Source organism: Polynucleobacter parvulilacunae (genome assembly GCF_018881715.1).
Lineage (GTDB): Bacteria > Pseudomonadota > Gammaproteobacteria > Burkholderiales > Burkholderiaceae > Polynucleobacter > Polynucleobacter parvulilacunae.
Window position 1 is genome coordinate 143,793 of record NZ_JACVPW010000002.1, and the last position, 23,422, is coordinate 167,214.

At 40.6% G+C, this 23,422-nt stretch carries 23 protein-coding genes; 7 read left to right on the plus strand and 16 right to left on the minus strand.

Annotation, left to right across the window (positions count from 1 at the left end; genetic code table 11):
• The first annotated feature begins 70 nt into the window (after positions 1-70).
• The 4 genes from ICN18_RS06000 to ICN18_RS06015 all read left to right on the plus strand — a co-directional run bounded on the left by ICN18_RS06000 (position 71) and on the right by ICN18_RS06015 (position 5,497).
• The gene (locus ICN18_RS06000; RefSeq protein ID WP_216189610.1) at positions 71-1,330 is read left to right on the plus strand and encodes a tyrosine-type recombinase/integrase; all 1,260 of its coding nucleotides are present in this window, start codon (positions 71-73) and stop codon (positions 1,328-1,330) included.
• The gene (locus ICN18_RS06005; protein ID WP_216189611.1) at positions 1,323-3,050 is read left to right on the plus strand and encodes a site-specific integrase; all 1,728 of its coding nucleotides are present in this window, start codon (positions 1,323-1,325) and stop codon (positions 3,048-3,050) included. Before ICN18_RS06000 ends, ICN18_RS06005 begins: the two co-directional genes overlap by 8 nt.
• A 196-nt stretch (positions 3,051-3,246) precedes the next feature.
• A complete protein-coding gene (locus ICN18_RS06010; RefSeq protein WP_216189612.1) occupies positions 3,247-5,067 on the plus strand; it encodes a site-specific integrase in 1,821 nt (606 codons plus the stop codon).
• A complete protein-coding gene (locus ICN18_RS06015; protein ID WP_216189613.1) occupies positions 5,051-5,497 on the plus strand; it encodes a hypothetical protein in 447 nt (148 codons plus the stop codon). Before ICN18_RS06010 ends, ICN18_RS06015 begins: the two co-directional genes overlap by 17 nt.
• A gap of 64 nt (positions 5,498-5,561) precedes the next feature.
• On the opposite strand, the gene galE is transcribed toward ICN18_RS06015, so the two are convergent.
• A complete protein-coding gene (galE, locus tag ICN18_RS06020) occupies positions 5,562-6,548 on the minus strand; it encodes a UDP-glucose 4-epimerase GalE (RefSeq protein ID WP_216189614.1) in 987 nt (328 codons plus the stop codon).
• A 100-nt stretch (positions 6,549-6,648) separates the two neighbouring features.
• Between galE and ICN18_RS06025 the strand changes: the two genes are divergently transcribed.
• Complete coding sequence (locus tag ICN18_RS06025) at positions 6,649-7,005, plus strand: hypothetical protein (RefSeq protein WP_216189615.1); 357 nt, start codon at positions 6,649-6,651, stop codon at positions 7,003-7,005.
• A gap of 63 nt (positions 7,006-7,068) precedes the next feature.
• Here ICN18_RS06025 and fabG read toward each other — a convergent pair whose 3' ends face one another.
• The 14 genes from fabG to ICN18_RS06095 form a co-directional block, all read right to left on the minus strand.
• A complete protein-coding gene (fabG, locus tag ICN18_RS06030; protein WP_216189616.1) occupies positions 7,069-7,803 on the minus strand; it encodes a 3-oxoacyl-ACP reductase FabG in 735 nt (244 codons plus the stop codon).
• Positions 7,800-8,246, minus strand: a complete 447-nt coding sequence (locus ICN18_RS06035; RefSeq protein ID WP_216189617.1) for a hotdog family protein — start codon at positions 8,244-8,246, stop codon at positions 7,800-7,802. Before ICN18_RS06035 ends, fabG begins: the two co-directional genes overlap by 4 nt.
• Positions 8,240-9,400: a beta-ketoacyl-ACP synthase gene (locus ICN18_RS06040; RefSeq protein WP_216189618.1), complete on the minus strand. Its 1,161-nt coding sequence runs from the start codon at positions 9,398-9,400 to the stop codon at positions 8,240-8,242. The genes ICN18_RS06035 and ICN18_RS06040 overlap by 7 nt, the downstream gene beginning before the upstream one ends.
• The gene (locus tag ICN18_RS06045; protein ID WP_216189619.1) at positions 9,397-9,903 is read right to left on the minus strand and encodes a DUF3261 domain-containing protein; all 507 of its coding nucleotides are present in this window, start codon (positions 9,901-9,903) and stop codon (positions 9,397-9,399) included. The genes ICN18_RS06040 and ICN18_RS06045 overlap by 4 nt, the downstream gene beginning before the upstream one ends.
• Before the next feature lie 34 nt (positions 9,904-9,937).
• A complete protein-coding gene (locus tag ICN18_RS06050; RefSeq protein ID WP_216189620.1) occupies positions 9,938-11,965 on the minus strand; it encodes an MMPL family transporter in 2,028 nt (675 codons plus the stop codon).
• Between the two features lie 256 nt (positions 11,966-12,221).
• Positions 12,222-12,830 (minus strand): outer membrane lipoprotein carrier protein LolA, encoded by a 609-nt coding sequence (locus ICN18_RS06055; RefSeq protein WP_216189621.1) that lies wholly within the window; start codon positions 12,828-12,830, stop codon positions 12,222-12,224.
• Positions 12,823-13,719 (minus strand): lysophospholipid acyltransferase family protein, encoded by an 897-nt coding sequence (locus ICN18_RS06060; RefSeq protein ID WP_216189622.1) that lies wholly within the window; start codon positions 13,717-13,719, stop codon positions 12,823-12,825. Before ICN18_RS06060 ends, ICN18_RS06055 begins: the two co-directional genes overlap by 8 nt.
• A gap of 14 nt (positions 13,720-13,733) precedes the next feature.
• A complete protein-coding gene (locus ICN18_RS06065) occupies positions 13,734-14,468 on the minus strand; it encodes a glycosyltransferase family 2 protein (protein WP_216189623.1) in 735 nt (244 codons plus the stop codon).
• A 1-nt stretch (position 14,469) separates the two neighbouring features.
• Positions 14,470-16,116 carry an ApeI family dehydratase gene (locus ICN18_RS06070; protein ID WP_216189624.1) on the minus strand — a complete coding sequence of 549 codons (1,647 nt, stop codon included), beginning with the start codon at positions 16,114-16,116 and terminating at the stop codon, positions 14,470-14,472.
• Positions 16,117-16,675: 559 nt separating this feature from the next.
• The gene (locus ICN18_RS06075; protein ID WP_216189625.1) at positions 16,676-16,936 is read right to left on the minus strand and encodes a phosphopantetheine-binding protein; all 261 of its coding nucleotides are present in this window, start codon (positions 16,934-16,936) and stop codon (positions 16,676-16,678) included.
• Positions 16,923-17,687, minus strand: a complete 765-nt coding sequence (locus ICN18_RS06080; protein ID WP_216189626.1) for a lysophospholipid acyltransferase family protein — start codon at positions 17,685-17,687, stop codon at positions 16,923-16,925. Before ICN18_RS06080 ends, ICN18_RS06075 begins: the two co-directional genes overlap by 14 nt.
• Positions 17,684-18,406: a beta-ketoacyl synthase chain length factor gene (locus ICN18_RS06085; RefSeq protein ID WP_216189627.1), complete on the minus strand. Its 723-nt coding sequence runs from the start codon at positions 18,404-18,406 to the stop codon at positions 17,684-17,686. The genes ICN18_RS06080 and ICN18_RS06085 overlap by 4 nt, the downstream gene beginning before the upstream one ends.
• Positions 18,407-18,418: 12 nt before the next feature.
• A complete protein-coding gene (locus ICN18_RS06090; protein ID WP_216189628.1) occupies positions 18,419-19,663 on the minus strand; it encodes a beta-ketoacyl-[acyl-carrier-protein] synthase family protein in 1,245 nt (414 codons plus the stop codon).
• An 18-nt stretch (positions 19,664-19,681) separates the two neighbouring features.
• Positions 19,682-19,921, minus strand: a complete 240-nt coding sequence (locus ICN18_RS06095) for an acyl carrier protein (protein ID WP_216189629.1) — start codon at positions 19,919-19,921, stop codon at positions 19,682-19,684.
• A gap of 110 nt (positions 19,922-20,031) precedes the next feature.
• Here ICN18_RS06095 and ICN18_RS06100 point away from each other — a divergent pair, with 110 nt between their 5' ends.
• Together ICN18_RS06100 and ICN18_RS06105 are read left to right on the plus strand one after the other, a co-directional pair.
• Complete coding sequence (locus ICN18_RS06100) at positions 20,032-20,478, plus strand: hypothetical protein (RefSeq protein WP_216189630.1); 447 nt, start codon at positions 20,032-20,034, stop codon at positions 20,476-20,478.
• Entirely contained in the window at positions 20,475-21,023 is a 549-nt protein-coding gene (locus ICN18_RS06105) for a hypothetical protein (RefSeq protein WP_216189631.1), read from the plus strand. Before ICN18_RS06100 ends, ICN18_RS06105 begins: the two co-directional genes overlap by 4 nt.
• Positions 21,024-21,326: 303 nt before the next feature.
• Here ICN18_RS06105 and ICN18_RS06110 read toward each other — a convergent pair whose 3' ends face one another.
• Positions 21,327-23,192 carry an ATP-dependent nuclease gene (locus ICN18_RS06110; protein ID WP_216189632.1) on the minus strand — a complete coding sequence of 622 codons (1,866 nt, stop codon included), beginning with the start codon at positions 23,190-23,192 and terminating at the stop codon, positions 21,327-21,329.
• Positions 23,193-23,422 lie beyond the last annotated feature (230 nt).

A 23,422-nucleotide genomic window follows, 5' to 3' on the forward strand; every position in this document is an offset into this window, starting at 1 on the left:
CTTAATTGGTATACAGATAAATGGTAGCATAACGTTTAATAGAAATTTTCTTTTACAAAAAAGACTGTAAATGGCAACACTCGAACACATCCACGCAAACCCAATCATGGATCAGATTGAAAACGGAGTTGTGGAATGGGTTCCGAGCAAAACAATTCGTCCAATAGAAAATCTGCCTCTAATTTTTTGGCGTAACGGTGATCAGTGGGATGAAGTTAATCTTTGGGCATTTGAAAAAGCACGGAATAGCGGAGTAAAACTTAAAACTGTAAATACTCAGATGGAGCATTTACATAAGTATGCAAATTGGCTCGAAGCAGAGCAGATAGATTGGAGGCATTTTCCAATCTTAAAGGCAGAGCGTGTATTAGTTCGATTCCGAGGCTTTTTGATAGACATGCGGGATAGAGGCGTACTCAGTGCATCTACCATCAGCTCACGCATGAATGCTGTAATCCAATTTTATCGATATGCAAATACTCGCAATTTTATCGATCTTAAAAATATGTGGGTAGATAAAAGTGTTTTTATAAGTTACTACGATTCCGCAGGGTTTCAACGCACCCTACAAAGAATTACTACAGATATTTCTATTCCAAATCGTGCGCGCCAAGGAATTCGCTTGGAGGACGGTTTACTACCAATCTCAGCCGAACATCAACATGCATTAATGAGATTTACAAAAGATACTGGATCAGAAGAGTTGTATTTAATGTTGCTAATTGGTTTCTATACGGGTGCACGATTAGGCACCATCACAACCTTACGCAGTCAATCACTAGATAGAGCAATGCGCTCCTCAATAGTTAAAGGAGTTTGGAGTCTGCCTATCGGACCTGGCACAGGGATATCGACGAAATTTGATGTTTCCGGCGAGTTAATGATTCCTGACATAGTTATGCAGCTCTTAATGGAATATAAAACCTCTAGACAGCATTTAGATCGAGTAATAAATGCCAATAATGAAAATAAATCATTTTTATTTCTAACGCGCTACAGTAATCCATATACGCCAAAATCGATAGACCGAGAGATGGTTAGTCTTCGAAGAAAAGGTTTGGCAGCGGGCATTAAATTCCTCGCCAAATTCAAGTTTCACCAAACCCGAGCTACCTATGGAACATGGCTAACTTCACTTTGTTTAAAGGTTACATCACCCAAGGCGGCAATTGAGTTTGTAAAAAGAGCCATGCACCACAAACATGAATCTACAACTTTTGGTTACATAACCTTTCTTGAGCACACAAAGGCAAAAATTGAGTTATCAAATGCCTTTTCTGACGCTTTTTTTGGCGTAGGAAATAAGGTAGCGGAGAATCCTAATGATTAATATTGATTCCTTGGATTTGACGTTTCCAAAGATTGTCTATGGAGAACGTGAGATCCCGTGGGATCTCAGGGTTCTACTTTATCAAGGAGCGTCGGCAGAAAATCAAAAGAATGTTTTTAATAAGATTGCTGCCGAGAGATTTGGAAGCCCCATCCAAGCACGGATTGAATTAGTTCAACATATTCATGATGAAATGAATGCGCTATTAATTGGAGGCAAAGCTCAACTAACACTTAAGGCAATCTTCAATCATTTTAGAGAATTTTTTGCTTGGGCAGACAAACAGGATATTGAACTCAAATTTGTTTCAGTAGCAACTACCTACCGGCAATGGGCTGATCATCTTTTTTTCCTAACTCGAGTCAAAAGAATAACTGAAGAAACGGCTTACTCTAAGGCGGTTAAGGTATCTAGAGTCCTAACGGCAATACTTGGTAAAACTCAGCAGTTGATCTCTATGACAAATCTTCTGCCGCCCTCTAAACGCAAAAATACTGACGCCACCGACAAACAAGATTTGGGAAGTCTTTTAAAATTTTGTGATTTATTAATGGATATAGCAAATGGCTTAAATATAAGTGACATTTTTGGACAGTTGCCAGTAAAAATTAAATTGAGAAACGGCTTAGAGTGGTGCGAATGGTCAGGGCTTATCGATGTATGCAAAGTAAAATCGCAGTTACCCGACTTCAAAGGTAGCGACTGGGATAGAAAAATTGTCGCTGCAAAGAGGTCGGCCTGGGAAAAAGATCACTCAATACGTACGCGCTACCCACTAATTAATCGCCGCATTGAGGCAGAGCTATTAATCTTCATTACTCAGACCGGCATGAATTTATCGCAGGCGTACCAACTTAAGATGGTAAGTGCTTGTTACACAAGTAGTATTGATGGTTATAAAGTTAGCGCCTATAAGCGCAGAAGAAAGGGGGATATATCTTTTGAAATATTTTCCGCATATCGACCTCATTTTGAGAAATATCTCACATGGAGAAAGGAGATTTTTAAAGACACTAATGATCTTTTGTTTCCCTTTATACGTTTAGGAAGCCCTTTATCAAAAGCCCCTGCATTTGACCGTATAAGGGATATTTGCAAGGCTGTTAATACACCCTATCATGGCCCGCGAGAATTGAGAAAAAGCAGGATCAATTGGATGCTTAGGATTTCCCGGGATCCCGATCTAACTGCCGAGCAGGCGCAACACACGAAAAGGACGCTTCTAGAGATTTACGAGAAGCCAAGTCACCAAGTCTCTAAGGTAGAGATAATTCAATTTTGGAGAATGGCCGACCCAACTCTTCAGCAAGCCCAGGTTGGCATGTCGCCTGCACCTGGTCTTTGCGATGGCATTCCCCTGCCTATTTCAAAATTATCGACAGAAACACCAAAGCCGGATTGCATAAACCCTGGCGGCTGCTTATTTTGCCAACATCACAGAGACATTGATAGCCAAGATTACATTTGGTCGGTTGCAAGCATGAGACACCTCAATGTATTAATCCTCGCTGGATTTCCCCCTATAAAGAAAAATAAGATTGATATGGGCAGTCAGGTTGAAATGGTTTTGGAAATATTATCGGCAAAATTGAAGTGGTTTCAATCTTCAAATGAAAAGCGGAAGAAATGGGTAATCGAAGCTTTGGATCGTTGTCGCGAAGGAGACTTTCACCAGCATTGGAGCTATTTAATCGAAAGTGTGGCAACTAAATATGAATAGCACTTTATCCGTAGATCAATTAAGTTTAGGCGTTAAGCCGTCAAGCCCAATATTTCCATCCGCCTCTTCATATAGACCCCCCACCTGGCCTCCGCCAAGGGATTGGGTTTGCATTGAAGATTGTGACGGCAATCCAGTTACTCGCTGGGGTGACTCAATTTGGCGCCTATGGCCATGGTGCAGAAAAAAAGTTTCGTTGAATTTTGGTGACGGTGAAAAACCTATGATCACTTCTCCTCAAATAGATCAGCGGAATGCAGATTTATTTAGGCTAATAATGACTTGGAAGATTTGGGGGCGTCGACCAATTCTTGTAGCAAAAACAATGGCGACTAAATTTGCACTAATTAGGCCATTATTTGTAATATGCAGCCGGCATGGAGTTCTGGCAAGTAATTTATCGCGATATCCAAAAATATTGGAAGAAATTGCGGCAGCGATTCCAGAAAGCCTCTATGAAAACTTTGTAGCCGAAATGAATACACTGCTTAATGCAAGTGAAGAGATTGGATTTACCTTATTGGATGCAAATGGGATACGTTTTTTAAAAGCATCCCAACCCCAATATCGCGGCAGTCAGACCACGTATATCCCGCCACGCATCTGGCAATACCAAGTTAAACGACTCAAAGAATTTATTGATGACTATCGTTCCCATCAAAATCAAATCGAAGAATGCTTTTCTTATTGTGTTGAGGTTTACTCGAAATGCGGTATTAAAGAGTCGCGCAACTCAGGAAAGACTGCTTCTCACCTCCTGCCCTTTTCAGGTAGCAACCCTTCTCATGAAAAATTTTCAATAACCGCAGATCGATTTGGCATCGGAGATACTCTCAGAAAGTGGGTTGGAAGTATTAACGGTGGTGGCAGAGGCATAGGAATGTTCTCAGCCTATCTAAGTATGGCCTCTTACGTTGGTCTAGCGTATACGCTAAATTTTACCCTTGCTCGTGTTAATGAGGGAATGAGTTTTCGTTTTAATTGCCTAAGATGGCATGAAGATGAAAAATTTACTCGCATACCATTAATTGAAGGCCTCACGACTAAAACAAGCCATGATCCCATCGCACTATGGGTAACAAGCCCGAGTGTAGAGGCCGCAATCAATGTCATGCAGTCAGTCGCCGAAATGCGCAGCCCTTTCATTCCTAGCAATGCTGGTGAAGAAAATATACATCTGATGAACTATGCTCTTGAACCATGGAGCAGTAATGCGGGCAATGTAGACTTATCCGCTCGCCAAACTCCAGCTAACTACGCTTGTATCATATCCAGATATCCCTTGATATTTGAAAGTGATCAAATATTAATCACAGAAGAAGATTTTCAGATAGCTCTTGCGGTTACCCCAACGCTTAATCGGGAAGCATATCAGATTGGTAAGCCATGGCCGTTTACCTGGCACCAACTGCGCCGTACCGGTGCAGTCAATATGTTCTCCTCTGGCATGATTAGTGACTCCACTATCCAACTCTTACTAAAGCATTTAAGCCCAATCATGACAATTTGCTATGGTCGAGGGCACACATCCCTAAATTTAAATGAAGAGGCTAAAAATTTAATCGTCAATGAAATGTATGCGGCAATAGGGCAAGATATTGCTAAATTACATTCCGAGCAATTTATATCCCCGCACGGCGAAAAACAAAAGAAGGCGCTCCTTTCTAACTTTGGCATGGATCACCCAGTTCGCTTAATTTCGGAAAATGATGCAATTCATTATGAAAAGGCTGCCCGTGCACATGAAATTAACTTTCGTCTAACAGCGGTGGGTGCCTGCATGAAAAATAGTCGCTGCGATGGAGATGGATTCACCGCACTGAGTGACTGCACTGGAGGTGATGGCAGAGCGCCTTGTGCAAATGCTTTGTTTAACCGGAATCGTGCAGATGCAAATAGAGTACGCCTTGACATGGTAGTTAAACAAATCAAATCTACCTCCCCTAATACCCCCAGATATCAATACCTTGAACAAGAACGTAGAGGATTGGAGAATTATTTTGCCTACATTCGGTAAGACAAAGAAAAATGCTGAAGATAACCTACGGGATGCTTTTGAGCGCCTTAAGATCGGCGCACCACAAGTTCTGCCCAAAGGAGCTCGAGTAAGTCAAAATAATGTTGCTAGAGAGGCGGGCAGTGATGCAAGCGCCCTACGCAAAAAACGGTATCCACTCTTGATTATGGAAATTCAAGAATGGATTGAAGTTAATAAAAATAATGAATTAGTTTCGGAACGTCAATTGCTATTAAAAAAGCGGCGTAAGAATCGAGAAGCAAAAGAAGTTAATGCCGATCTAAAGAAGCAAAGGGATTCGGCCGTGAATAGGCTAAATTATGCCAATCTCCGCATACTTGAATTAAGTGAAACAGTTGATGGCTTACTTTCAAAACTGGATGCACTACAACCAGCTGCAAAAATTTTATATTTTTCGAATGCAAAATAAATCATGAGAAAAATGATTAGCGATTTTCTCAGATCATAATATACGCGCGCAACCTAATCTGAGATTAGGCACAGCATCTATAACTATCCCTACAGATATCAGGAAGAAAATTAGTGGGATTCCAACCAATTAGCGCGCTTGCTAAATTGGTATCAGCAAAACATACTGGGACATCACCCATTCTTTTGGGTGCAATTACTATAGGAATAGATTTTCCTGATATTTGTTCATAAGTCGAGATAACTTCATAAACACTTTTTCCCAGACCTAATCCAAGATTAAGCACCAAGCACCCCCCAGACTCATTTAGAGTATTAAGAGCTTGAACATGGCCCCTTGCTAAGTCAGCAACATGCAAGTAATCCCTGATACATGTTCCATCAGGTGTACCCCAATCATCGCCTAATATTGATAGCTCGCTAGATTCCCCTTTCATAACTTTTTCAATCTCAAAAAATAATGAATGTGATTTAGAGAACTCATATTCGCCTAGAAGGCCGGATATGTGCCTGCCTGCTACATTGAAGTATCTCAGGCTAATAGAATTAATTGGCGGAGATTTATTAAATTCACTCTCAAGCATCCGCTCATCTTGCAATTTTGTTTCCCCATAAAAATTTGTGGGGGCAAGATTTGCTGATTCTTGTATTGGAGATTTAACTTTATCGCCATAAACAGCTGCAGACGAGCTAAATATTATTTTATGGCACCCATTATTTCTCATGACTTTAAGCAGTTGATTTAAGCCATGAACATTTACATCGAAATACTCAGTTTGTCGGGACATAGACTCCTGAATATCTTTCAGAGCTGCAAGATGTATTACCTCTTCAACTTGGTACTTGGAAAAGATATGCTCCAAAATATCCATATCTCGAATATCGCCCTGAATAAAATTTGGGCTTACTCCTGAGATTTTGGCAATGGCATTCAAACAATCAATACTCGAATTAGATAGATTATCAAGCCCAATAACTGGTTTAGAGCCCCTTAAAAGCTCAATCCAGATGTGCGATCCAATGTAGCCAGTTGCTCCTGTTAATAAAATCATAGCTCGTATAGCTACCTAGGTTGTTTATAAGAATTAGGTGAAATTTAACATACAATAATCATATGTAGGCTTTGTATAACCATGAATATTGGAGGTAAAAATGAAATTATCTAAAACCAAAAAAGCTCTCATTCTTTCGGCTGGATTATTTGTCGTTGCATGCGCCACTACTACAGGCGTTCTCCCTAAAGGCGATGGGATTTATACAATCAATGTATCTCGCGGCGACATGGCAAAAGTTAAGCTGCGCGCTTATCAGCATGCTGAAAAATTCTGCGCCGAGAAGAGCGCCAATGGAATTGAAGTTATCAAAGAGGACTTGAGGCCTGACCCAGCTACTGCCACAATGGGCATTATTGATCTAGACTTTAGATGCAAAGGTCCAGTTAGCTCTGAATTCGGTCAAAAGGTTATGAGAGAAATCAAAAAAGATGAAAAGAAAGCTTCAGGTCAATAACTAGTTTTTCCATCTTTAAATAGGAGTTAGGGGTCTTCCCCTTCCCCTATTTATTTGATTGCATTAGGCCATACCACCATTAACAGAGATAACCTGTCGGGTAATGTAAGCAGCGCCTGCGCTCATTAAAAAACTAACGGTTGCTGCAACCTCCTCTGGCTTACCCATTCTTTGCGCTGGCACCGCCTTCAAGGCTGAATCAGCCACCTCACTAGAAACCATATCAGTCTCAATTAACCCTGGTGCTACACAGTTAACCGTAATATTCCTCTTGGCCAATTCCACTGCCAATGCCTTGGTGGCGCCAATAATTCCAGCCTTAGAGGCGCTGTAGTTAACTTGCCCTCTATTACCCATCAAGCCTGAAACCGATGACATGGTAATGATTCTTCCCGGCTTCCTTGATGAAACCATAGGCATAACTAAAGGATGAAGAACATTATAGAAAGCGTCTAAATTGGTATCAAGAACGCTATCCCATTCTTCCCCAAGCATGGCTGGAAACGCGTTATCAGCAGTAATGCCTGCATTACACACAACTCCGTAAGGAGCCCCAGCCTTGGTCAAATAAATCTCTAATGCATTTTTTGATTCAAGCCTATCTGCAACATCAAATTGCAATAGTGACGTATCAACATTAAATTCTTTTTTAATTAAGTGGGCCAATGACTCCAATTCATTAATACTTGATCGACAGTGAAGCGCTAGATCATAACCTTCTGACGCCAAATTTAATGCAACGGCTTTGCCTATGCCTTTACTCGCACCGGTAATAAGAACAGTTTTATTTAGTTTCATTTGGTTAAATATAAAGCATCGTCATTGGGCTCAAAAAGAGTGAGTGTGCCCTCACAGATTGGGTCACCTAAAGCATCCTTAATGACCCCTGATGCGTTAATGGTTGGAAGCCCAATGGATTCTGGATCCAGATTAATTTCTATCATGATGCTTTGTCCTGGAGTAAATGCTGGCTTATGAGCAATAAAACTACGACTGCCCAATAAGAACCCCAGAGAAGGCCTTGTCGATTCTTTAGAATGCCTTAGCTTTGATAGTACTGCTGCCGACTGGGCAATTAACTCAAGCCCAATCCAGACGCCCACGCCCTCACTTGTAAATGGATAGTCATCTTTAATAGTCGCCTCAATAACCGCGGATGAACCATTTTTTGAAATTAGCTTATCCACCAAAAGCATCGGCGGCAAATGAGGAATCAAGCCAAGAAATTCAGAGCTCAACATGCCTCCAAAATTAATGAAGTATTGTTCCCGCCAAAGGCAAAGTTATTTGTCATTACCACCTTAGGCGCATTTTCACGTTCTGTGGCTATGTTTAATTTAGGCAATTCAGGATCAAGAACTCCATCCCAGAGGTGAGGGGGTAATCGTCCGTCGCCAGTGAGTACAAGACAAGATATCGCCGCCTCTATCGCCCCCGCAGCCCCCAGAGTATGTCCTGTAAGAGGCTTTGTAGAACTTACAGGACATTCAAAACCTAGATTGCCGACTAGGCGAGACTCCATCAAATCGTTGTGTCGCGTAGCAGTACCATGAAGATTGATATATTCAATTTGATTGTTTATCTTTGCGGCCATCTTTAGGGCCCCATTTACTGCCAGTGCGCCACCAACGCCACTCGGATCCGGTGCGGATATGTGATAACCATCCGAACTCTCACCCCACCCAGATAGGGATACATCCCCAGGGTGACGCGTCATCAAAAATAGCGCGCTTCCTTCTCCAATATTGATGCCTGATCTATTAAGAGATAGCGGATTACAGCGATCCGCAGAGACTGACTCGATTGCAGTAAATCCTGCGACTGTAAATTTACACAGAGTATCTACTCCACCAGCTATAACCAAATCAACCAACCCAGACTTTAAAAGTCTGGCGCCACTGATAATTGCCTTAGAACTTGATGTACATGCCGTAGAGATCCCATGCACAATTCCGGTAACGCCCAATCTATCTGCAAGGAAATTTGCTGGCGAACAAAATAAACGCTGCGCCAAATCGAAAGTCTGCGGGAATCTATTGTTTTCCATTAGATAAGGAAACACATCTTCCTCATCCGAAATACCAGAAGTGCTTGATCCAATAATAATTGCGATACGACTTTTATTGATTCCTCTTGAGAGTAAATAGAAGTTATCCTCAATCTGGTTAAATGCCGCTAAGAGTAACTGGTTATTTCTTGATCGATGCTCCAAGGGTGACTGACTTAAATCTGGCAGAGAATTATTTACAATACCTAAACAAAGTGGTCTTCCTGGGCTATATTTTTCTGAAACAACCATCCCAGGGCTAATGCCTGAAAATAAATTTCTTCGTGTTTCGATAGTCCCTGAACCGAGCGGACTAATAATTGCGTAATTATTGATATAAATAGTCACTTAACTTCACTTATAACAAAACTAACTTTATATTTTGGCTCAAATCTTTCTATTGAAACCAGCCTATTCTTATCAATGGTCATTTGATGGCCCATGCTAACCAAAAGTCTTTGATTGCAGTATATCTTCTCAACTCCGGCATCTTTTACCAGCAAGCAATTCTTTGGCAAAGATTGTTGCAGCGAATGCTCTGAAGATAGCGCCAGAATGACATCATCCACAATGAGCTGATTTGGAACGAAGAAAGGCAGCCCAGCCCCAACTCCTTCCGAGATTACATCTCCATCATATGAAAGTGTAAATATACGAACACCAAAAGATGAGCCAATGACAGTCAACCCATTCTTACGTACATCAACCACTAAGTCCATTGCATAAGAATCTGTATCTCTAGTTAAGTGCATTTGCATCTCAAGAACACGTGGCTCACCCAAAGCATTGAGGCTGCCACCATCGGAGTTATTTAAAAACACAGTCGCGCATGAGCTCAATGCAAAGGTCAAGATGAAGACCGCCAAACAGCGAATAATTAAGCTCCTACTCACTTGGATCTACCTTTTTTGCAAAAAACAGTGTTAGCACCCAAGAGAGCAGTACACCTAAGAGCAATGCAATGCCAAAACTATGTAAGGCAGGCACCGAGCTCAAAGAAAGGCTGCCAAAAGAAATTAATGTCATCGAGGCAGCCATTGATATTGATAGCAATACCTTCTTATCGCTGGGGTACTGGAGCAAAAAAATTCCATAATCAGTGCCTACTCCAAGTAGTAAGGCAAATGCAATCACAGTCATCAGCGTTATAGACTCCCCGGCAATTGTGAGAATTGCCAAGGTCATGCACGTTGCGAGAATGGGTGGCAAAACAGCTCGCCATGAATTGTTTTTATACTTTGTATAAATCGCAAAAAAAGTTAATAAATATCCTACTGCAATAATGCAAGAGAATAAAAATCTATACCTCGCAAATACATCTGAGATTTCTTGAGGCTTATCAACCCAATAAATATCAGGATCAGTGAGCTCAGAAAGCTTGTCTACCGATTTTGACCCATTCACTCCAGTCAATAGAACGGCTGTTGATTTAATTGATAGCGAATCTGATGAAAACCAAAGGTATGATAATTTCTCATAAATTGGTGTGCCCTTCAAATCAGCAATTGTCATTGGTGAATTAGGCTGACCTTGATTTTTAATCCATTCCGAATCCATGCCAAATTCATTGGCGATTAGCTTTAAAGCGCTATCCTTATTTGGAGATGAGTAAGCTTTACTTGCCATGGATTGGAGGGCAATTGAAGGAACAAATCTAGTCAACGACTGATACCCCGAAATTACTCGGTCAGAGATCAATTGATCTAACTTATTAGTTAACCGCTCGGTCCTAGAGAGCACCTCTTCCTCAGTAGCACCGCTAACTATAAAGAATTGGGATGGGCTTGGTATATCTAAGATATCAGATATTTTTAGCTGCTGGGCAACTAGATCTTTATCAAAGCTTGCTAGAGATCTAAGATTGTCATTTGTTCTAAAGGTAATAAGGCCATAGAGAGATACCAAGATCATTCCAGCTACTAGAATCCCGCGAACCAAATTAGTAATTCGTAAATTTTTAGCCTGAATACCGCCAACTAAAAACATGGAGCTATTCACACTAAACCGCAATTTATTTATATGCGGGAATAAAAGAAAAACCGTTAGCCATGCAGCCGATATACCTGAAATAGAAAAAACTGCCATTTGAGATAACACTGGAAAGGGTGTGATGGCCATTAAAAAATAACCCATTGAGGTTGTAATTAGCGCCAACGACATTCCAGGCAATAAATACCGCCTTCTCTCACGCGGGGTTTTGTCATCGTCAATTGAGGCTGTTAGCCAATAAAGGCAATAGTCAACAGACATACCTATCAAACTTGTTCCAAAAGCTAGAGTCAAGATATAGACTTTAGGGAAAATAAAAAAGCATGTCAAAACAGCATACAAAAAGCCAATTGATACCGTTAACAGAACAACCCCGACCGCATAGAGACTTCTAAAAATAAAAATCACTAGAAGTAATGCGAACACCCCAGAAATTAAACCGATCAAAGCTATATCATTTTGAATAGTCTTAGAGGTATCAGCGGCAAAGAAAATAACCCCTGATTTAAGCACATCAACATCCTGATGCTTAAGTTTGGTCGCATCGATTGCCGCATTTATTGCATCAACTAGGGTAATTTGAGCCGATAAAGAGTCTATCGAGCTTTTGACCTCCATCGGCAACACAACATAAGTGGTTCCCGCTTTCTCAGTAATTAAGCTTTCCCCATAAGGCCGTACTTTGGTAGTGCTGCCGAGTTTGTAGAGCCAATCACCCAGCAGCCCAAATGGATCATCTTTCCACGGAATCGCTGAGCTGCCCATTGAATATGCCATCGCATTAGATTTGTCTACCCAAAAGACTGCGGGCTGACTATTCAATAGAGAGATATCGTCCGGAGTAACCAATCCTGACTTATGAGATGCAAGTTTGGACACATAATTAGAATAGCCATCTTGTGAGGGGGCATTTTCGAGCTCCAAACCGCTGATTAATGACTTGAATGTCTTCTCCGCACTTAGCGATGTCTCAAGATTGCTAGAGCCAATCAGTAGAACTAGTGATCTTTCGCCATTTTTAGCTACACGATCAATAAATTCCTCAGCCACTACATTTCGCTCTGATTTCGGAAGTAGGGAAAAGACGTTGTTATCCAGATGGTTAGAAATAACATGAAAATTGAAGGCTGCCCAAACAGCAATCCCTAGAGTAATAGCAAGAAAAATAGCCGCAAAGGGCTTACTGGAATTGAAGGGCTTCATCTTTGCTTAGGACTGGCGATAGGCGCACGTCAGAAAAAGTAATCTCCGTTAAGTCGCCCTCTTTTGACACAAAGGTAATGCTACTGATTGCAGAGCTGCCAACGATCGTAATTTTCTTAAAAAGCATTGAGGCTGAATTTTTGGACGTTAATTCAAGGTTCCAGCTCTTATTTGTCACTTCACCAGAGTAATTAAATAACTTCTCTAAAACACCCATGTCGCCAGAGAAAATGGCTAGGACTAATTCGTTAATGTATTTAACAGATGGCTCGCTACTAGAATCTAAATTCATCAATACACCGCTCTTATTTGCTATGCGAATTCCAGAGGCAGATACTTTAAGAGTTTGATAAATAGGCCTCTCTGTAATCCACATAACCCCTTTAGCCTTATCAACAATAAAGAATCCCTCAGAATTTAGTTTTTTACTTACCCCTGAAAGACTTTTCGTTTGGGTAAATTTTCCACGTACAGTAGGAGATATTCCAACCAAGCCTTCGATTTGGTTTACTAGTGAATCGGCATAAACAGTGCCGGCAAATAGAACCAACACGATTGCCATTAGCTTCTTAGCAATCTTATTCATGATTTTTCCGCTGCCAAAATGGGTAAAAATTAAACCACTCAAAGGGAGACTTCAAACAACCCTGTTCTAGTGAATTAGCGAAGACTTGGGCAGCATCTTTAATGGACTCAGATTTTCCTGCGTCACCGAATTTAGAAATCCGCCGACAAGAAAGCTGATACTTTCCAGCCACTTTAATTGCCATTAATGTGAATAAAGGGCACCCCAAGGTTTTAGCCAGCATGTAGGCACCCACAGGGAAATCGGCATTGGAACCCAAAAATTTTGCCGGTACAGTATTCCCCCACATCAAGGGAACTCGATCTCCGGCTATGGCTATCAAACCACCTTTTTGAACTTTTTCAGACAAAAGCATCGCATCATGCATTGAAAATTTTGATACTTGAATAATGTTCAATGCGCTTTCAGGGTTGATGGCCTTAAGAAGTTGATTAAATTTAACCGCATGGGTCGTATGAACAAGAACCGTCAAATTAATGTCAGGATACAGCTTGGCAATGGCCCTGCAAAAATCTAAATTCCCTAAGTGAGAAACCATCACTACAGCACCTAGATCCTCTTGAGCGTGAGAATGAAATTCCTCTAGGCCATCCAATGAATACTGAAGGTCATCAATTCGACCACTCCAAATAATGAGCTTATCTAGAATGCACTCCCCAAAAGCATAGATATGCCTGAAGACATTCAGCGAAGTTGGCTTTGGAGACCTGCCTTTGCTAAATACATATAGCCGCGACAAATAATCTCGAGATGATTCTCTAGCGATCTTTCGGACTATAAAGAACCAGAGAATGACGGGGTAAAGAATCGCCAATACAGGAAGTCTGCCAAAAACCCTATATATAAAAAATAGGATTTTCATTCCAAAGGAGGCGGCAACCTCATTCATATCTGCCCAATGTGTCAAGCTACAAACTTTCTAAGTAAAAGTTTTGGCAAATTGAATAGCATCCCAACAAACAGCTTAATATGCATCTTAGTAATCAAAAAATTGTCATTAAATAGCTGAAAATGGGATACCCCATCAATTGGATACTTCACTGCCACAGGTAGCTGTTCGGTATGCAAGCCTGCCCATTGAGCTCTGATAAGTATTTCAATATCAAAATCCATTCGCTGCCCGAATTGCTCTCGAGAATCTATAACCTCTAAAGTTTTTTGCAATGGGTATACCCGAAATCCACACATTGAATCTTTAATTTCAAAGGAAAGTGTATGGATCCAAACCAATATATGTGTCGCATACCGCCACAACTTTCTATTGGTAGGTACGGTTTCATCATATACAGGCATACCTGAAATAATTTTTTCTGGAAATTGCTTCGATAAACTAATTAAGTCAGGAATTTTTTTTAGGTCATGCTGACCATCAGCATCAACCTGCAAGGTATGTGTATACCCTTGCTTTAATGCCTCTCGCATACCTGTAATTACAGCAGCACCTTTTCCGCCATTAATTATCCGAGTCACCAATGAGACCCTTGGAGATTGCATTAGTGGCTCAAGGCACTTCTTTGAATGAGCGCTACTTCCATCATCAATAATAATAATATTGAGGTCATAGGGCAATAACTGATCAACCACAGCCCCAATGGCATCCGGATGATTAAAGTACGGTATTAATATGCAAAGCTTCATGTTACTTATTCCTGAACTTCAAAATACCACTGGAGTAGATTGTATCGCCGCTGTGATATTGATATTTTAGATTCATGGACTCAGGATTAAAAATTAATCTGAGGCGAACTATTTGATTGGGTCTGATGAATTTTTGAAACTTGATCTGCGACATACCGTCAAAAACAAATCCTTTAATAAAGCGGCTATCAGCACTTCTAATTGCCCACTCAATTAATGCCACCCCAGGTACAACGGGAAAATCATCAAAGTGTCCGTTAAAACAATTTAGGCTTTTAACCATGTCTAGAACTAATTCGATAGTATTTTCATTGCTTTGACGACTTACAACGATTGGGCTTTTAAGCCCATCAAGGAATAACCTATCTAAGTCTGCTTTCAAAACCTTTCCTAGGGTATTTTTTGGAAACTCCTCAACAAACCTCCATCTTCTTGGAATTGCGATTGAGTTGACTTTTCCCCGAAGCGATTCTTTAAGGGTGTTAACTAGGCGAAGCCTCCCATCCGACTCTAGAATAAGAATGCCCAATGGGCTTAGCTTCAATACCGCACCTAATTGAGACCTTCTTCCATTTTCTAGGTCGCTAATAAGGCAATCATCCACCAAATCAGATTCCTTTAAGGATGCAACGAGTTGACTTAAGGAAACCCTGGTGCCTTCAACTTTGATAATACGATCAGCTCTTCCCAGTATTTCAAAAGAATCCCCATTTTGACGTGCTAAATCAGATGTTGGAAACCAATTATCGGTAGCGCAAAACTTAGATTTAATTTCCAATACATCTTCAATGGGACTTTTAAATTCCACGCCTGCCTGGACTTGCCAAGGCATATTGGGAGAACTCCGCCACGCAATATGACCAGTTTCAGAGCTGCCATAAATATCTACTACTCTAGTTTTTGTAATCTCTTTGATTATGGAGAATATTGAATCCTCTAGAATTCCACCGGCACTAAAAATTGATTGAATACCAGAGCCCACATTCTTATGTTGAGATGCCGTCTCAGCAATACTCTTTAAGAACGATGGACTCGTTATCAACACTTGCGGATTAAAAGTATTCCATTCATGGCCACCCCTAATTACCACTCTAGAAAGTATTGACCCTCTGGATATAGGCCAATAAAGGCCAAATGGCATTCCAAAAAAATGTTGGTGACTCACAGTTCTATAAAACACTACTGTCTTGGGGATCATTTCACCAAAAGTATGCTCAAGAGCATCCACTTCATTCTCGAGTTGTCGTATCGTTTTATCAATCCGCACCGGTTCACCAGTGGATCCCGAAGTAAATACCCCCAACGCCTCAAACTTAGGATCAAGCCCACCAAATACATCGTCATTCGCATCTTTATTGGCGACCCAACTTATTAAATCAGGGTCCTCAAACTCGCCTATTTTGAACCAGCTAGAAAACCGCGGGCTTAAAGCAATATTTTTATCAACAGGGACTAGAACTTTTCGACCCTCTTGCCAGGCCGCCAACAACCATACTAGGAAGATATATGCATCTGAATGAAATAATGCAATTTCATCATTAGAAATTACTTTGATGCTACCTCTTGCTCTGGCAACGTCACTCCTGAGATCGGAAAATGTTAGGCCATCATCCGTAATGACGGAATCGTTATGCCCACTCAATAGCAAGGTCGACAGTCTATGGCTAAGCACTCTTTAGAAACCTTTTACGACAATAGAACTCTCCGGCAAACATAAATCCCATCAGCGCGTAAGAAATTGCTCCGTTATATATAGACCAATAAAACTTATTCTCAATCAACACTGTCGCGAGTGCTATTAAGCCATTTATAGCGAAAAATATTGACCAAGCAACTGTGACTTTCCTTGCGTAAGGTATTTCCCGATCAGAGAATCTTGAGTCTCTTATTCTGGCAATTTTTTCAACGATAGTCTGCGGCCTATAGAGACTTGAGAGGAATGTGGCTAATAGAACTCCATTAACCATAACTGGATAGAAATACACAAAATCCGAAGATCTAAATATCAAGGAAGCGCCGCCAAGCACCAAGGCTATGAGCGCAAGCGACTTACCCCAGTAGGGATTCTTCCTCAGGAAGATAAGAGGAAGCAAAAAAATACCGGCTACCCAGAATGGTATTTCGAAATATTTGAACACCCAGATCGATATAGGAAGCAAAATTGCCAGCAGAAATTCCATTGACTTCCATTTATTAAATTAAACAGCTTACTTTGTTCTATTTTCAGCAACAAATTTAGCCAAAGTAGCAACAGAATAAAAATGCTTACCTTCGGTTTTTGTTACATTTGTAAGTTCAAGCCCATACTTTTTCTGGAGCGCAACGCCCAGCTCAAGAGCATCAATAGAATCCAAGCCAAGACCATCAGCAAAAAGAGATTCATCAGAGGTAATATCCTCTGGTTGATAGTCTTCTAAATTTAAGCTAATAATAATTAATTTCTTAATCTCTAATTCAAGATCGTTCATATTCTCTTAATTCTTGTAAAAAATATTCTTCCAGATACTCAGTTAACTCTTCAGATGCCAAAATCAGATCATCTCTAGGCATAACTGTTGTAGCCACATCAATTTCCTCCAACACCGAGACTGTGAATAAAGGCTTCTTCAAAGGAACTCTATACCAGCTGTGCTCTTTTCTAAGCACTGGCTCAGAAGTAAAAATTAATACGGGCGTTATATTAAAACCCCCTTTAATTGCTATATAGGCTGCCCCTTGCTTAAATGCAAGCTGCCCCAAAACCTTTGTTCTAGTACCCTCAGGGAATATTATCAAATTATCGCCAGTACTTATGGATTCTATAGATTTTCTAATGAGTTCGGGCCCCTCAACATTCCGCATTAAACCCGCTATCTTGGCTAATCCATAGATACTTGGATTATTGAACAAACCAGATTTAATAATCCCATTAGGGTTTTCAATTAGCGCAATCAATATAACTGCATCTATCAAACTGGGGTGATTTGCCAAAACGAGGCGCCCGCCAGATTTTAGGCGCTCTACATTTTTGGTTTGCAAATCCATAACACCTAGAAATTGCATACCCCATAAAAAACTTTGAAATGATTTTTTAAGTAATTTTTTTCCATGCCTTCTGCGAGATTCGCTATCTTTTGTAAAAACCAAAAAAGGAACTAACGCACAGGTTAGAAATACACCGCCAATTCCAAATATGGCAAATGAAAGACCGGTTGCAAAAATACGCCAATAACGATTCAAACTAAACCTCTTTTTAACTTCCAAGAAGTCCTGCCGACAATATGTTGGCATACGCTATCACCTGATAAAAGGAATCGAAAAGCTTCTAGGCTAACGGATAAATCTGCAGGCTCTCCACCCAACCCTTCATTGCCCGAAAAGGAAAGTGAAATGTCTCCTTCTGGAACTACATCTAGAGCGTACGCAAATGATTCGTCCGTAAAGTCGCAATATTGTCTATATGCATTAGGTACAGACTCTTCAGCAACGATTATGCGAACTGCCTGTTCGCCGCATGCAAATAGTCCCAGAGCCTCAATAATTGCCGAGAAAACTCCAGCCTCTGAAGAAATGGCTAGAACATTTGAGTTCATCTTTTTGTCTATCGTATATAGACTGGGGATTGCATTATGAACTGCCAGGCTAAATGACTGCGGGGATAAAGCACCAGTCTCCGTTAACTCTTTAAGTAATTCATAACACCTTTCAGACTCACCCATCTTGCTGCAAAAAATTATTGGGGAATTTTTTTCCGGCAAGCTATAAGCAGTCTCCAAGGCCATGCTGCCAAGTCGCTTCAATCTCCTTCGATTCATTGGCTGCATTCCCTCTACCTTTGGCTTATCCTCACCAATTGGTGTAGAGGGGTTTTTAGCCCATAACAACCAGTCTTCTTCAGTTCTTAGTGATGGGCTCCATGCTGACCAAGCTTTAATCCCAAAGCGTGTTGACGAATTCATTAAGCCACTCTCTTATTGAGCAGACTTAAATACTAAAACTGCATTGCTACCACCAAAGGCGAATGAGTTTGATATTGCAGCCTTGAGATTTAATTTATTGTTATCCCCAACCTTAATATGACGCACCCCTTCACAAGTTGGATCAATATTATTTAAATTAGCCGTGGGAGGAACAACTCCATTCTTAATGGAGAGAACTGTAATAACAGCCTCAATAGCCCCTGATGCCCCCATAAGATGTCCATGCGTCGATTTGGTGGAGCTAACAGCCAAATCCTTGGCTTGATTGCCGAAAACCTTTCTAAGCGCCTCTATCTCACTGGGATCACCTTCGACGGTTGCTGTTCCATGTGCATTTATATAGCCAATATCCTCAGGAGCAACACTTGAATCATCAAGGGCCAGGGATATAGCTGCGACCTGCCCATTTGAGTCAGGCTTAACTAGATTAGTGTGGTCACAATTTGAGCCATATCCAGCTAACTCCGCAATGATTGTGGCATTTCTAGCAACCGCGTGCTCCCAGTCCTCCAGTATTAGCGCTGCAGCACCTTCGCCCAACACAAGGCCGGAACGACTTATATCAAACGGTCGACAAGCATTGGGGGACGTCTTCTCATCGCCAGGCGATAGCACTCGCATTCCATCCCACGCTCGAATCACCCCATATATAAGAGGTGTATCAGATCCGCCGGCAACCATTACGTTGGCCTCACCATCACGAATCCTTCTATAAGCCTCACCAATAGCCGCAGATGCTGATGAACAAGCCACCGTATAACTCAACGATGAATTCCCAAGCCCTAACTGAATTGCAATATGGGAGGAGCATGCATTATTCATCCCCATGACCACAGCTAGGGGCGGCAAACGCTCTCTGCCGTTTTGCCACATCTCCTTTAAACCTTGTTCATAAATCCGAGTTCCGCCTAAGGCCGTTCCCCAAGAAACCCCAACATCAGGTTTATGTGATTTATCGCTGGTATCGAAACCCGCATTAGTCCATGCATCAAAAGCTGCAACTAAGCCCATCTGTGAGAACCTATCCATAGAGATAGTTCTTGGTTTTCCTAAAATCGCATCGCCATCAAAACCTGAGCAATGAACGGCAGGAATAGAAATCGGCACCGGAATATCGTTTGTTGCGTAATGTCGAATAGACGACTCTCCACGAATTGTGCGATTAAAAAAGCTATCAATGGAATCGCCAAGTGGATCAACTAATCCAACGCCGGTAATAGCAACCCGTCTCTCCATCTTGAAGATCTCTGTTATTTAAGGTTTTGGAATAAATGGCTCAACAACTGCAAGCAATTCTCTAATCGTTGTTGGCTTTTCTGTGAGATCCGGTATCTTGACCTTGTACTTATCCTCAAAATCAAAAAGTAATTCGATTTGCATTAATGAGTCAATGCCAAGATCCTCTAATGACGAATCTAGCGTTACTTTATTTTTATCAATACCAAGACGCTCTTGAAGAAGGTCTTGCATCGTTTCTAGCGCTTTTTTACTCATTTTTTCCTGCATACATTATTTTCTTCATTATAAATCTTAGTGATATATTGATATAAATACCCTTGAAATCAAGGTTTAACCCTAACTTACCGCATCAAAGAGGAAATTAAATGAAATTGCGCGCCTTGATTCTTGTGTTTACAGCCATATTTATGACGGGCTGTGTCAATAGACAATCGGTAACGGTTGCCCCAACAACTGATATGTCAGCACTAAAAACAATCTATGTTTTACACCAACCAAAAGACAAGGAGCGAATTGATACGTTAATTGCTGACAACTTACGTCTGCGCGGAGTAAAAGCTAGCAATGGTGATGGACCAGCCCCAAGTAATGTAGATGCAGTTATAACTTATGTTGATAAGTGGATGTGGGATATCACCATGTATTTATTGCAACTCACTGTAACAGTGCGGGATCCCAAGACAGAATTTCCAATGGCAACAGCAAGCTCATATCACAGCTCACTTACACGACTCCCTCCAGTAGATATGGTTGCTGAAACCATCAACAATATTTACAACGGAAAAGTTACTGAGTCCGCACCACTCAAATGAAAAATATTAGATTCTTACGTATTGCATTTCTCATTGCGATAGTCTCAGTAATTCTTGGATTAGCTGGTTGCGCCTCTCCAGCTAACCGGGAGACAATGTCACTACCATCCTTTAACACTACTAAGAAATTTAATAAAACAGTAAGCGTATTGGTATCGGGCGGCTCTGATACCGGGGCAATGGAAAGTACAAATATTTCTGACGAAGAATTTAAGGCATCGATAGAGGATGCAATTAATAAAAGCAAAATTTTCAGCGAGATAACGAAAGATTCAAATTCAGACCTAGATTTACAGGTCAGCATTGCCTCTCTTTCGAAACCATCCTTTGGATTTACATTTGAAGTTTCGATGGAGGCGGGCTGGATCCTTTCCAGAAGATCGGATAAAAGCGTTCTCATGAAGAAATCAGTTAAATCAACCGGTAAAGCCACCACCAGCGATGCGCTAATTGCAGTTAATAGGATTCAAATGGCTGTTGAAAGAGCTGCTCAAAACAATATCTCTCAAGGGTTAAATGCGATTGCCGAACTAAATATTAAATAGCTAACTCAATAATTATTTGGATATCTTTAATACACTTTGACCAATAGTATCTGTACCCGCTTTAAATCCCAAATCCAAGCACTTAACCTTTGCTTGCTCCATAGATATAGAGGGCGAAGTAACAGAAGTCGCATTAATACCTGTAACGGATGTAGATGATTGGTCAACTACAGCATTTTTGTCAATACAAACGAAGATTAACTCAACTCTTGGAAATTTTCCAAGAACTTATCTTTATCTGTGTTGATAAAAACACTGTAATTAATCAGCCGTCAAAATCGGCTTCAATTAATAAAGCGCCCATCACCTAGATATTTTGCATTTAGATATAAGTGAATTAACTTTAGCAGTGTCGTCATTAAAGCACTTTAAGAGAATTTTATGCACCACCTCAAATATTTCTGGGGGCAATTTATTTAATTCTAAATTTTCCGCTATTAAGACGCGAACGCTTGGATTTTTGATGCCGTCTTCTCTGCTTTTACCGTTATCAATCTTTGATCCAAGTAACCTAGGTAGGTTTATATTTTGATCGTCAAATGAAACTTCTGCGATAACAAGGGCAGCTTTAATTTGTTCAATAATTTTATTAGAACTGCCATTGAAAAGCGCCCACTCCAGATCGCAGCAAAAAAGGTGACCATTAAATCTATCGATTGCTTGATTGACAGACAAATTACATCCAAAACTTCTTTCCGTAATAGCCCATCCTAAGTTGCCAAAAGATTCGATATGGGCAAGATCAGCTCCATTAAGCTTCAGGTCATTGTCATGGATGCATCTCACTAACGGCCTTTTGCCAGATGATTTATTTGCAGAGTCCCCATCCATAATCCAAAAGTAATTAAATGGGCTGTCATTTAGGTTTTTGTATGAGTTTAGTAATTTTAACCATGGTGCATAGTTGGTATTTCCACCTGTTGGCTGGAATACCAGACCAGTTAACTCTGGCAAACTCGGAGATATGTTTTTTATTTTTCGAAAGATGGTATTTAAAAGCGCTCTATCACCTTCGCCCTCAACTAACACAATCGTTCTTGCAAAGAAAATTTCAGAAGTTGCCACAGTCATTAAAGTGTTATTAATTGACGCTCTTGTAGGGTCTGTGGTGGTTGGCGGGTAATGCTTTTGGTTTCTTACTAAAACGATTTCTTCGTACCTTGATTCATCTAGAATAATTGGTGAATGGGTTGTAAGAATTGTTGAGAACCCTTTCTGGGCCATGGAAAATCTCAGGTATTGCATGAATTGACGTTGCGCGGATGGATGTAAAAATGCTTCAGGCTCTTCAATGATGACTATGACTTGTTTTGAGTCGTTTAGTTTTGGTAGGGACTCAATCGTCAAGTTAATATCGATTAAACTTTGTAAGCCATTACCAACCTCCCATGGAAGAACCTTCAGGCTGTCATGGGCCCCCGTTGACAGGTGAATTGCGATTGATCTCTCAATCAACTCAAATATATCTTTTGGAAATAACTCAACCCGAACTTCACTTGCTCGAAGCATCGCAGCTAAAGGGCTGCTGTTCGATTTTGATAATTCTTTGCTATGAAGTTTTACGATCGCCTTAATCGCGTCGATAGCAGCCTTCGTTTTCCTATACTCAATTGGGGATCCAGCCTGCTTATTGTGAAGTATTTTTTCCTTAAGGGACTCGTTTACATCACGTGTAATTTTTTTTGCAAAATCTGACGATTTGCCATCCCTAATAGGTGGAATGAAGAATATTTTTATTTCTCTTTTGATGACTTTAAATAATTCAAGCGCCTTTTTATCATGAACCTCATTTCTTCTTGGATCTCCAAGATTGAGCCTACATTTGCCAGTGGAGTCAATTCCAAATCGTAATTTTGTTGTTTCCCCTTTTTTAAGATTAAAACCTCTAGCCGTCCTACCATCCAAAAACTTAACTCCAATCGTGAATCTTCGCGCTTTGTGTTTTGCTTCATTTGCAGGGTACCAAAATTCAATTTCTTGATCATTCAAATCTAGTGGCCGACCAATCCAAAAATTTTCTTCTATCGACATAAATCTAGTTAACATCTTTAATAATGAGCTTTTGCCTTCATTATTTTCCCCGACTAGCACTGTTAAATTTTTTATGTCTAATTTCGTAGATGTATAGCTACGTAAATTTTCAACGGCTATGTATTCAATATTTATCATTTAGGGGCAATTTAGCTCGTATGTTTAATGAAACTGATGATCATGCATTATCGGATGTTGATTCCAGATAATATTGAAGGTAATATTTTGGATGCTGCTTGCAGCCCAAAGGGCAGCCTGCTTAGGTGAAAGCTGTAACCTTGCAGACTTGAATGACCCCATAAGATCCTAAGCGAGAAATCTATACCTTCTCTTCATAAGCAATCTTAGCATCAGCTGTCCAGTTAATT

Bases quoted from the DNA above. Each gene is read 5' to 3' on its own strand.
- ICN18_RS06000 (WP_216189610.1), top strand. From the start codon at position 71: ATGGCAACACTCGAACACATCCACGCAAACCCAATCATGGATCAGATT.
- ICN18_RS06005 (WP_216189611.1), top strand. From the start codon at position 1,323: ATGATTAATATTGATTCCTTGGATTTGACGTTTCCAAAGATTGTCTAT.
- galE (WP_216189614.1), bottom strand. From the start codon at position 6,548: ATGATTTTATTAACAGGAGCAACTGGCTACATTGGATCGCACATCTGG.
- ICN18_RS06025 (WP_216189615.1), top strand. From the start codon at position 6,649: ATGAAATTATCTAAAACCAAAAAAGCTCTCATTCTTTCGGCTGGATTA.
- fabG (WP_216189616.1), bottom strand. From the start codon at position 7,803: ATGAAACTAAATAAAACTGTTCTTATTACCGGTGCGAGTAAAGGCATA.
- ICN18_RS06035 (WP_216189617.1), bottom strand. From the start codon at position 8,246: ATGTTGAGCTCTGAATTTCTTGGCTTGATTCCTCATTTGCCGCCGATG.
- ICN18_RS06055 (WP_216189621.1), bottom strand. From the start codon at position 12,830: ATGAATAAGATTGCTAAGAAGCTAATGGCAATCGTGTTGGTTCTATTT.
- ICN18_RS06060 (WP_216189622.1), bottom strand. From the start codon at position 13,719: ATGAATGAGGTTGCCGCCTCCTTTGGAATGAAAATCCTATTTTTTATA.
- ICN18_RS06065 (WP_216189623.1), bottom strand. From the start codon at position 14,468: ATGAAGCTTTGCATATTAATACCGTACTTTAATCATCCGGATGCCATT.
- ICN18_RS06075 (WP_216189625.1), bottom strand. From the start codon at position 16,936: ATGAACGATCTTGAATTAGAGATTAAGAAATTAATTATTATTAGCTTA.
- ICN18_RS06085 (WP_216189627.1), bottom strand. From the start codon at position 18,406: ATGAATTCGTCAACACGCTTTGGGATTAAAGCTTGGTCAGCATGGAGC.
- ICN18_RS06090 (WP_216189628.1), bottom strand. From the start codon at position 19,663: ATGGAGAGACGGGTTGCTATTACCGGCGTTGGATTAGTTGATCCACTT.
- ICN18_RS06095 (WP_216189629.1), bottom strand. From the start codon at position 19,921: ATGAGTAAAAAAGCGCTAGAAACGATGCAAGACCTTCTTCAAGAGCGT.
- ICN18_RS06100 (WP_216189630.1), top strand. From the start codon at position 20,032: ATGAAATTGCGCGCCTTGATTCTTGTGTTTACAGCCATATTTATGACG.
- ICN18_RS06105 (WP_216189631.1), top strand. From the start codon at position 20,475: ATGAAAAATATTAGATTCTTACGTATTGCATTTCTCATTGCGATAGTC.
- ICN18_RS06110 (WP_216189632.1), bottom strand. From the start codon at position 23,192: ATGATAAATATTGAATACATAGCCGTTGAAAATTTACGTAGCTATACA.